The organism is Hymenobacter frigidus, from assembly GCF_014640435.1.
Taxonomy (GTDB): domain Bacteria; phylum Bacteroidota; class Bacteroidia; order Cytophagales; family Hymenobacteraceae; genus Hymenobacter; species Hymenobacter frigidus.
This window is the reverse complement of sequence record NZ_BMGY01000036.1, coordinates 38,861-48,994: the sequence shown is the minus strand read 5'-3', so window position 1 is coordinate 48,994 and position 10,134 is coordinate 38,861. Positions and strand designations below refer to the sequence as shown.

The window sequence follows — 10,134 nt, the reverse complement described above, 5'->3', positions numbered from 1 at the left end:
AAAGGAGCTAACATAGGCCAAAAATACCACGCAATTATTCACCGTTACTTATGCGTGGCCACTTAAAGGCGAAATTTAGCGGCAGCAATAAACCAAAAAGCAGCCCCAACCACTCACGGGGTCGGGGCTGCTTCTGCTTCTGAAAACAGGCTACGCTACCAGCACCTTTTCTTGCCCCAGCTTCGAGTTTTTGTAGCCGTAGCTGAAATACACGGCCAGGCCAATGAGCAGCCACACGAAAAACAGCGTCCAGTTGCTGATGCCCAGCTGCGTCATCAAATACAGGTTGATGAGCAGGCCCAGCACCGGCAGCAGCGAGAATTTCTTGCGGAACGATAGTACCGACAGGCCGATGCAGAACAGGAAAAATATCAGCGTGGGAATCTGGTGAGCGAAGCCGCCGGTGATGTGGCCGCCCACGGCCTCGGTTTGCAGCCAGCCCCGCTGGCCGGTGACGTCGAGCAGGAATTCCTGGTTGCCGGCCGGGTTGTAGCGCACGATGAGGAACGCGCCCACCGCCAGAATCAGCGGCACCAGCCATTGGCCGTTGATGTAAGGCACCTTGAAGCGGGCCTCGGAACGGCCGTACGGGTCGATGATGAGGATGCCGCCGCAAACCAGCGCAAACGCGAACAGCGTGCCGATGCTGGTGAGGTCGACCACCAAATCCATGTTGAGAATAAGCGCCGGCACGGCCACAAAAATGCCCGTGACGATGGTAGCAAACGATGGCGTGTGGAAACGCGGGTGAATGCGCGAAAACACCTTCGGCAACAGCCCGTCGCGGCTCATGGTGAGCCAGATGCGTGGCTGGCCCAGCTGAAACACCAGCAGCACCGAGGCCATGGCAAACACGGCGCTCACCGCCACCAGGCCCGACAGCTTGGGCAGGCCCACCTCGGCAAACACAAACGAGAGCGGGTCGCCTACCCCGAGCTTGGTGTAGGGCACCATGCCCGTAAGCACCAGCGTGATAATTACATACAGCACCGTACAGATGATGAGGGCGTACATCATGGCTTTGGGCAAGTCGCGCTGCGGATTCTTGCATTCCTCGGCGGTGGTCGAGATGGCATCGAAGCCGATGTAAGCGAAGAATACCGCCGACACGCCCTTGAGCACGCCGCCCACGCCGTTGGGAGCGAAGGGCGTCCAGTTGGCCGGCTGCACGTAGAACGCGCCCACCGCGATAACAACGAAGACGATAATCAGCTTCAACAGGACCAGCAGGTTCGAGGCATTCTTGCTTTCCTTGATGCCGATGTAGACCAGCGCCGTGATGGCCACGACAATGGCAAAGGCGGGCAGGTCGACCACCAGGTGGAAGCCGTTGAATAGCTCCGGGGCCGAGGTCCAGGCCTTGTAGCCATCAAGCTGCGCGGGCGTGGCGTCGGCCATTGGCCGGCCCGCCTGCGTGAGGGCCATCACCGCCTCGTAACCGGCGTGGCCAGTTTGCGTGCCCATTGTGAGCCAGAGCGGAATGTGGATGCCAATGCCATCCAGGAGCCCGGTGAAGTAGTCGGACCACGAAATGGCCACTACGATGTTGCCCACCGCGTACTCCATTATCAAAGCCCAGCCGATAATCCAGGCCGCCAGCTCGCCAAACGAGGCATAAGCGTAGGTGTAAGCCGAGCCGCTAACGGGAATGGTGGCCGCGAACTGCGCGTAGCACAGCGCCGAAAACGCGCAGGCAATGGCCGTGAACACGAACAGCAGCGACACGGCCGGGCCGCCATCCAGGCTGGCCTTGCCAATGGTGCTGAAGATGCCGGCCCCGATGATGGCCGCAATGCCCAGCGCCGTGAGGTCGCGGACGGTGAGGTGGCGCTCCAGGCCGCCGGGGGAGGAGTGGCTTTCGTGGTCGGCCGGGGGATTTTGTAGAATGGCCGCGATGGTTTTGCGGCGAAACAGGGATTTATCGGAACTCATGCAGGAGTGGGAAGCGGGTTTGGGGGCGAAAAGATAATGCCCCGGCGCGGGTTGTGGCCCAAATCGCCTCCGCCGCAGCCCCCGCTAGCGCAGTGGGCCGCCGAGCAGCCCGCTCACCAAACTGCCGGCCACGTGCACCATCATCGAGCCCCCACCTACCCGCACCGGCACGCCTATCGACAAGCTGCCCAGGCCACTACCGTAGCTGTCGTAGCCGTAGCCCGCCGGCCCGCGCAGCGGCAGCGGGGCAAACAGCGGATTGGCAAACCGGGCCCCGGCCCCCGGCCCGGCCAGCGGGGCCGCGCTGCCATACGCCTGCACCAGATAGGGCGTAAGGTTGTACTGCACAAAGGCCCGGGCCCGCTCGCCATTGCCCAGCACGTAGCGCAGATACGGCTGCACCGAGTAGCCTACCGCGCCCGTCGCCAGCACCGGCGTGTAGTTGCCCGATACGTAGGCTCCCGCCAGGAAATGCCCTTGGCGGGGCGCGGCCGGGGCCGGAATTTCCAGCCCTATGCCGCCCGTGGAATGCACTTGGGCTTGGGCCAGAAAGGGGAAGGCCAGCAGCGCCATTTGAGTAATGATTTTCATGTGGAAGGGACTTGAGGAGTGGGAGCGGTACTCAAGTTACGAGGTTTTGCCGGGCGGGATGTGTATTCCCGGAAGGGCTGGCATCAGCAGGATAAATCCATTGCCCGCCAGCTTATGCGCCAACCTGTTTCCCTCACCATTCCGCAGCCCTGCCACCAAAGCTGGGCCGCGATGACTCCCGCCACTGCCGGCCGCCACTGCGCCGCCTGCGAAAAAACCGTGGTGGACTTCACCCTAAAAACCGACGCCGAAATTCTGGCCTTCCTGGCCGGAGCCGTGAGCGGCCGCACCTGTGGGCGCTTCGCGGCGGGGCAGCTGGAGCGCCCGTTGCAGCGCGCCGTGCTGGCTGCCCCCACGCGGTGGCGGGCCTGGTTGGCGGCGGCCGTAGCCGTGTGGGGCATGCGGGAGGTCAGCAGTGCGGCAGCTCATGCGCAAGCGCCCGCCGAATGGCGCGCCCGCTACTGGGGCGGCCCCGCGCCGACCACGCCGCCAGTTGAAGCGGTTCAAGCGCCGGCCTTGCCCGGCCTGCTGCCCTTGGAACCACGCACACCACTGGCCACGGCTGTGCAGCCAGCGGCAGCGCACAGGATAATCACGATGGGAATGGTCAGCAGTCAGCCGGCAGTGCTGCTGCCGGCGGCCGCGCCGCTGGTGCTGCGAGGCGTCATTACCGATTGGACTAGCAACCAGACGCTCCCGGGTGTCACGGTGCTGCTCACCGGCACCACCATCGGAACCAGCACCCGCGCCGACGGCACATTTAAGTTGATGGTACCATTAGAGTTGGCGGGGGCTACTGGCTTGAACATCACTGTATCGTCGGTTGGCTACGTTACGCAAGAACATCAGTTGGCAACTGCGGGTATATCGCAGCAAAGGTTTCAGCTCCAACCCGATACCCGCATGCTGGGCGAGGTCGTCATTTGCCGGTTGCCTCCTAACAAGCTACCGCCTGCTCCCTGGCACCCGCGCCGCTTCTATAACTGGAGCAAGTATTGGCTCACGCAGCCTTTTCGTCGCAATTGAAACGTGCCGACGCTCGAGAGTTCAATTCGCTTATTCATCTAAAAAAGAATACCTTAGGCGCATGGCTTCTCCCTCGATTTCCATCCCACAGTCCTGCGCCCAGCCCTGGGCCACCATGCGCCCCACCGCCGACGGCCGACACTGCGGGGCCTGCCAAACCGAAGTCGTGGACTTCACCCGGCTCAGCGAGGCTCAGATACTGGCGTACCTGGCGCGGCGCGGGGGGCGGCCGGTGTGCGTGCTGGCCAACGCCAATCAGGTAGTGCCGGCCGCTGCTACCCGCTGGCGGCGCTGGCTGCTGGCCGGGCTGGCGCTGCTGGGCTGGCACCCCGTTACGTCGTGCGCCACCAAGCCGCCTCAGCAGCTGCCCGCGCAAGCCACGGCCGCTACAGCGGGCCCGGCTGATGCCCAGGCCCAGCAGCTAATCATTCGCGGCCAGGTGCTGGACGGAGCCACTGCCACCGTCGTGCCGCAGGTCAGCGTTTTTATCAACGACACCCAGTTTGGCACCGTCACCGACGAGCAGGGACGGTTCGAGTTGGTGATGGCTTCCGGCTGGGGGCCCATCGCGGGCGGTAAGGTGACACTAAAGTTCGTGGGCAACCCCTTCGATTTTCAGGAGCAAACCCTGAAGCTGGACACCCGCGCCACACCCCGGCCCGCGCCGCTGGTGGTGCGCCTGGCATCGGTGCCCAACCGTGGCCAGATTATGGGCAAGATGCGGATGCCGGAGCCGCCGGTGAAACCGCCAGTGAAGTGAGCCATCGTTAAACTTTTATGCCCCGAAAGTCCTTTTCCCGGGGTATGAGAGTTTTTCGTTTTGTCCTCGTTTTCCTGCTGGCCACGGCCTGCATCCCCTTCAAGCCCACTACTAAGAACGACCTGTTTCCCGGCGCGGCCCAACTGCCACTCGAAGAAGCCCCGCACCCCAAAAACTCGCTGGAATGGTGGTATTTCACCGGCCACCTCAAGGATGTGAGTACCGGCCAGACCTTCGGGGTGGAGTACGTTTTCTTCCACTTCAACCCCGACGGCAAGCAGGATTACCAGATGGTAAACTTTGCCATGAGCGACCCGCAGACTCAGCAGTTTCGCTACGACTATCAGCTGGGCAAGCTGGCCGCGCCGCTCACCGCCACGCTGCCCATCAGCCTGACCCAGAAGAAGGCCGACCAAACCTGGACGCTCACCGGGCAGGAGGGCCGCTACCAGCTTCGGGCCCGCATGGCCGCCATCGGGCCCAATAAGGACGGCCAAGCCATCAATCTCAGCACCACGGCGGCCAAGCCCGTGCTGCTGCACGGCGGCACCGGCTACGAGCAATACGGCCCCGTGGCCCAGGCGGGCTACTATTCCTACCCGCGCCTGGCGGCTACGGGCACCATCGAAGTAGCGGGCCAAACCCATCAGGTGACTGGTGAGCTGTGGTACGACCGGCAGTGGAACTGCGGCGGTGTGAACAAGAAAAACGTGGCCTGGGACTGGCTCAGCCTGCAAATCGACCAAACCCGTGAGGAGCTGATGCTCTACACCGTACATGACACCAAAACCAGCCAGCACATCGGCGGCGGCTCGCACTTCGGGGCCAAGGGCGAAAACCTGCACCTCGCCGAAGCCGATTTCCAGCTCACGCCCCTCACGTACTGGACCAGCCCCACTTCTAAAAAGAAGTACCCCGCCACCTGGCATCTCACCGTGCCCGGCAAAGGCTATGACCTCACCGTGACCCCGCTGATTCCTAATCAGGAGCTCAACCTGCGCCTGTTCAAGGTGCTGAAGCTGAGCTATTGGGAAGGCATGTGCCGCGTGACCGGCACCTGCCACGGCCAGCCCGTTACCGGCAATGCCTACGTGGAAATCACCAATCGGTAAGCGGACGCGTATTTATTTTAAGGAACGCCGTGCTAGCCATTCTCACTGGTTCAGCACCACGCGGAACGTGGTGCCGCGGCCCAGTTCGCTCCATTTCACGAAGAGCTTGCCCTCGTGGTAGTTCTCGATGATGCGCTTAGCGAGGGCCAAACCCAGGCCCCAGCCGCGCCTTTTGGTGGTGAAACCGGGCATGAATACGCTATTGAGCTTGTTCTTGGGGATGCCCTTGCCCGTGTCGGTGATATCCACGGCTACTTGCCGGGGCGGGGCACCGCGCCGGTACCAGGAGCGACGCGTGCGCACCCGCCGCAGGTGCAGCGTGATGGAGCCGCGCCCCTCCATGGCATCCACGGCATTCTTGCAGATGTTTTCGATGACCCAATCAAACAGCGGCACGTTGATGCGGGCGGGGGTATCGAGTGGTAAATCTGTCTCAATCTTAAATACTACCTTTTTCGACACCCGGCTTTGCAGGTACTCGATGGCGTTGCGGGTGGTGTGGTACAGATTTTCATCCTTTAGCACCGGCACCGAGCCGATGTTGCTGAACCGCTCGGTGATGATTTCGAGTCGTCGAATATCCTTGCCCAGTTCCTCCACAATGGGCTCGTCCCTGAACCGGTCGGAGTCGCGCAGGTAGTTCTGCCAGCCCACCAGGCTGCTGAGCGGGGTGCCCAGCTGGTGGGCAGTTTCCTTGGCCAGGCCCACCCACACGCGGTTTTGCTCGGCCCGGCGCGAGGAGCTGAACGCGAAATACGCAATGACGCCAAGGCAGCCAATCACCACAATTTGTACCAGCGGGTAGGTGCGCAGCTGCTGCAGCAGCTGCGAGTCGCGGTAGAAAATGTAGTTTACCTGCCCCGCTCCCAGCTTCACGATAATGGGCGGGTGCTTTTCCTTCATCAAGCCCAACTCGTAGCGGAGCCGCGCCAACGAATCAGCTTCGGACAGGTGCGGCGGCATATCGATGTTTTTGGCGGCAGTAATGTCATTGCCGTCGCTGCTCAAAATGACTGGAATGGTGGTGTTGCCATTGATTATCTCATTGAAAACAAAAGGGTTAGTGTCTGTTTCTGAGTTAGCAATGAATTCCTGGGCCCTGGCGTACAGCTGAATCTGCTGCTGCTCGCGCTCCGACACCCGTTGCACCAGCAGATTGGTGTAGATAACGGTGCCTGCACCAATCAGCAGCGCCAGCGCTGCTACCAGAATTTTGATGCGGGATTTTTGGTCGTAAATCGGAGACATGAAGGGGAATACGGGACGCGTAAAGGAACGGCAGCAAATCGGCTGTCATCCTTCGTTGCGCTCAGGATGACAAAACTTACCCCACCAGCACCGCGTCACTGGCGGCAATCTGGGCCAGAATTTCCAGCACGTCGGCCGGCATTTCGGCGTTCACCAAACTAGTGCGCCAGGCTTTGGCACCCTCCAGGCCACGGAAGTAGTGGGCGTAGTGGCGGCGCATTTCGAACACGCCCACTTTCGGGCCTTTCCATTCCACGCTGCGGTCGAAGTGCATCTGGCAGGCGGCCACCCGCTCTTCCAGCGTGGGCGGGGCCAGCAGCTGGCCGGTGGCCACGTAGTGCTTCACCTCCCGGAATATCCAGGGATAGCCGATGCTGGCCCGGCCAATCATCACGCCATCCACGCCGTAGCGGGTTTTGTATTCGAGGGCTTTTTCGGGCGAGGTGATGTCACCGTTGCCAAAAATCGGGATTTTGATGCGTGGGTTGTCCTTTATTTTGGCGATGAGCCGCCAATCGGCGTCGCCCTTGTAGAGCTGGGCGCGGGTGCGGCCGTGCACGGTGAGGGCCGAAATGCCCACGTCCTGCAGGCGCTCGGCCACTTCTTCCACGTTTTTGGTGCCTTCGTCCCAGCCCAGGCGGGTTTTCACGGTCACGGGCAGGTGGGTGTGGCGCACCACGGCGGCGGTCATGAGCACCATTTTGGGGATGTCCTGAAGCAGGGCCGCGCCCGCGCCCCGGCAGGCCACCTGCTTCACCGGGCAGCCGTAGTTGATGTCAATCAAATCGGGCCCGGCCTCGGTGCTGATGGCCGCGCACTCGCCCATGGTGTCTACATCGGAGCCGAAGAGCTGGATGCCGATGGGCCGCTCGTAATCGAAGATGTCCAGCTTCTTGCGGCTTTTGGCGGCCGCCCGAATCAGGCCTTCCGAGGAAATGAACTCGGTGTACATGAGGTCGGCCCCGTTGGCCTTGCACACGGCGCGGAAGGGCGGGTCACTCACGTCCTCCATGGGCGCGAGCAGGAGTGGGAAATCGGGAAGCTGGATGTTGCCTATGTTGACCACGGTGATACTGGTATTTTTAAAGAACGTCATGCTGAGCGCAGCCGAAGCATCTTGCTCGCATCGTTGAACAATTGGGTTACTATTGCACGCGAGATGCTTCGGCTGCGCTCAGCATGACGTGCTATTGTGCTGCGCTATTCAAGCCTAAGTTAAAAACTGCGGTAAATTTACGCCCTTCCCAACTTGTACCCCGCTATGAAAGGTTTCCTACCCCGCACACTGCACCCGGGCCTGCAGATACTATTGCTGTTGGCCCTGCTGGTGGCCGGGGCCTGCGTGGGCTACGCTATTATGTTCGGCTGGGCGAAGGTGGGATTTGGGCTCTCGCCCGAAGAAATGGGCAAGGTCATGCTCAACCCTACTGCTTCCCCGCAGGCTTGGGGGCTGCTGATGATGGCGCAGGGCGTGCTGCTGTTCACGGCCGGTACGGGCGGGGCGTTGGCGCTGGCCTCGGTGCTGGGCTACGGCTGGGCCGAGTATTTCAATCCGCGCCGCTTGGGGGCGGGCTGGTGGCTGCTGGCGGCGGCCGTGCTCATCGTGGTAATTCTGCCCTTTATGTCCACGATTATTGCCTGGAACGCGGGGGTGCATTTTCCGGCTGCGCTGCACGATTTTGAGCTGTGGGCGCGGGCCAGCGAGGACAAAGCGGCCGTGCTCACCAAGTTTCTCACGCGGTTCAGCTCCGTCGGCCGGTTCTTGGTGGGGGTGGTCGTGATTGCGCTGGTGCCGGCCGTGGCCGAGGAGCTGGTGTTTCGGGGCGTGATTCAGAAAAACCTGGTGCGCTGGTTTTCGCCGCACATGGGCGTGTGGCTGGGGGCGGCTATTTTTTCGGCCATTCACTTTCAGTTTTTCGGGTTTGTGCCGCGCTTCGTGCTGGGGCTGGTGCTGGGCTACCTCTACCTGTGGAGCGGCAATATTCTGGTGAGCATGGCCGCCCACTTCACCCAGAATGCCTTTCAACTGCTCATCCTCTACCTGGCCCAGCGCGGCCAGTTCGGCTGGGGCTTCGACCCCGATTCCAACGACGCACTGCCCTGGACGCTGGTGCTGCCCTCACTGCTATTCTCGGCCGGCCTGCTCTATTTCCTGTATCAGCGCATGACGGCCCCAGCCGCGCCCACCGCCATGCTCACCCTGAGCCGTGCCGGCGTGGTCGAGCGCGGTAGAGACGCATAATTGCGTCTCGTCGTCGAATAAACCCGTAGAACGACTCGCGCAATCAACATTTACCAACGACGAGACGCAAGTATGCGTCTCTACAACTATTTCCGCATTGCCCGATTCTACGCCTCCGACTGCCCCCGTTTCTTCCAATATTTCTGCCGCCCCAGCCGGCCCCAGCAACCTGCGTTTGCGCGTCATCTACGGCGTGCTGGGCGCGGCGCTGCTGCTGGGCAGCGTCTGGTTCAGCCCCTGGACGTTCGGGCTGTTTTTCGCCGCCGTGCAGGCCGTGATGCTGTGGGAGTTTTACCGGATGATGCGGGCGGGCGGGTACGCGCCGGCTACGTGGATTGGGATTGGGGCTGGAATAGCCTTTTTCTTGCTTGCAGGTCTTTTGAGCCAAGAACTGGCGGGTAATAACCACGTTTTAATAGTTCGACTATTCTTAAAAAGCGTGGCCTCGTTGGCACTAGTACTGCCAGTCATTCTAGTGCTGCGCGAAATAGCTATTTGGAAGGGCGGCGAAAAAGCTTTTGCCAATATTGGAACAACACTATTAGGAATTCTTTATGTAAGTCTGCCTATGGCATTGCTCACTGTAATAGCCCAAGATAAACCGGGAGGTTATTCAGGAAATACCTACTACGAAACCTATGACTACCGCCGCGTCTTCGCCCTGCTCTTCCTCATCTGGGCTTCCGACATCGGCGCGTACGCCGCCGGAAAAACCTTCGGTAAGCACAAGCTGGCCCCCAAAATATCGCCCGGCAAAACCTGGGAAGGCTGGGCCGGCGGCTTCGTGCTCACGCTGGTAGTGGGCTGGGCACTGGGCTACTTATTGCCTGATTTGCCGCTCACGCACCGCCTCGTAGCGGCTGGTGTGGTGGCCGTGTTCGCGCCGCTTGGCGACCTGGCCGAATCCATGCTCAAGCGCAGCGTGGGCGTGAAGGACTCGGGCAGCATCATGCCCGGCCACGGTGGCCTGCTCGATAGGTTCGATGCGTTTCTGCTGGTGCTGCCGGTGCTGGCGCTGCTACAGCTGCTGGCGGGGTAGGAGGCAGCGGGCCGTCCTCACATCAACCTCACCCCCTGACCCCCTCTCCAAAAAAGAGGGGGAACTGGAAGCGAGTTAAAAGGTGAACCTGAAACGGGCCGGACTTTTAATTCCTCCCGTGTCAGCGCGAAGCCGGTGCCCCCTCTTTTTTGGAGAGGGGGTCAGGGGGTGAGGTTGACGTAAG

At 61.4% G+C, this 10,134-nt stretch carries 9 protein-coding genes; 5 read left to right on the top strand and 4 right to left on the bottom strand.

Annotation, left to right across the window (positions count from 1 at the left end; all coding sequences use genetic code 11):
- Positions 1 to 150: 150 nt before the first annotated feature.
- Complete coding sequence (locus IEW17_RS16020; protein WP_188563069.1) at positions 151 to 1,932, bottom strand: amino acid permease; 1,782 nt, start codon at positions 1,930 to 1,932, stop codon at positions 151 to 153.
- Positions 1,933 to 2,016: 84 nt separating this feature from the next.
- Positions 2,017 to 2,523 carry a hypothetical protein gene (locus IEW17_RS16015; RefSeq protein WP_188563068.1) on the bottom strand — a complete coding sequence of 169 codons (507 nt, stop codon included), beginning with the start codon at positions 2,521 to 2,523 and terminating at the stop codon, positions 2,017 to 2,019.
- Between the two features lie 114 nt (positions 2,524 to 2,637).
- On the opposite strand from IEW17_RS16015, the gene IEW17_RS16010 reads away from it, so the two are divergent.
- The 3 genes from IEW17_RS16010 (at position 2,638) to IEW17_RS16000 (ending at position 5,421) form a co-directional block, all read left to right on the top strand.
- Positions 2,638 to 3,549, top strand: a complete 912-nt coding sequence (locus IEW17_RS16010; RefSeq protein WP_188563067.1) for a carboxypeptidase-like regulatory domain-containing protein — start codon at positions 2,638 to 2,640, stop codon at positions 3,547 to 3,549.
- Between the two features lie 61 nt (positions 3,550 to 3,610).
- Positions 3,611 to 4,309 (top strand): carboxypeptidase-like regulatory domain-containing protein, encoded by a 699-nt coding sequence (locus tag IEW17_RS16005; protein WP_188563066.1) that lies wholly within the window; start codon positions 3,611 to 3,613, stop codon positions 4,307 to 4,309.
- Between the two features lie 44 nt (positions 4,310 to 4,353).
- Complete coding sequence (locus IEW17_RS16000) at positions 4,354 to 5,421, top strand: lipocalin-like domain-containing protein (protein WP_188563065.1); 1,068 nt, start codon at positions 4,354 to 4,356, stop codon at positions 5,419 to 5,421.
- A 42-nt stretch (positions 5,422 to 5,463) separates the two neighbouring features.
- Here the strand turns inward: IEW17_RS16000 and IEW17_RS15995 are convergent, their stop codons facing one another.
- Both IEW17_RS15995 and dusB read right to left on the bottom strand, forming a co-directional pair.
- Positions 5,464 to 6,669: an ATP-binding protein gene (locus tag IEW17_RS15995; RefSeq protein ID WP_188563064.1), complete on the bottom strand. Its 1,206-nt coding sequence runs from the start codon at positions 6,667 to 6,669 to the stop codon at positions 5,464 to 5,466.
- Between the two features lie 76 nt (positions 6,670 to 6,745).
- On the bottom strand, positions 6,746 to 7,735 hold the full coding sequence (dusB, locus tag IEW17_RS15990) for a tRNA dihydrouridine synthase DusB (protein WP_188563072.1): 990 nt from the start codon (positions 7,733 to 7,735) through the stop codon (positions 6,746 to 6,748).
- Between the two features lie 195 nt (positions 7,736 to 7,930).
- Between dusB and IEW17_RS15985 the strand changes: the two genes are divergently transcribed.
- Both IEW17_RS15985 and IEW17_RS15980 read left to right on the top strand, forming a co-directional pair.
- Positions 7,931 to 8,911, top strand: a complete 981-nt coding sequence (locus tag IEW17_RS15985) for a CPBP family intramembrane glutamic endopeptidase (protein WP_188563063.1) — start codon at positions 7,931 to 7,933, stop codon at positions 8,909 to 8,911.
- A 97-nt stretch (positions 8,912 to 9,008) separates the two neighbouring features.
- Positions 9,009 to 9,950, top strand: a complete 942-nt coding sequence (locus IEW17_RS15980) for a phosphatidate cytidylyltransferase (RefSeq protein WP_188563062.1) — start codon at positions 9,009 to 9,011, stop codon at positions 9,948 to 9,950.
- The last annotated feature ends 184 nt before the right edge of the window (positions 9,951 to 10,134 follow it).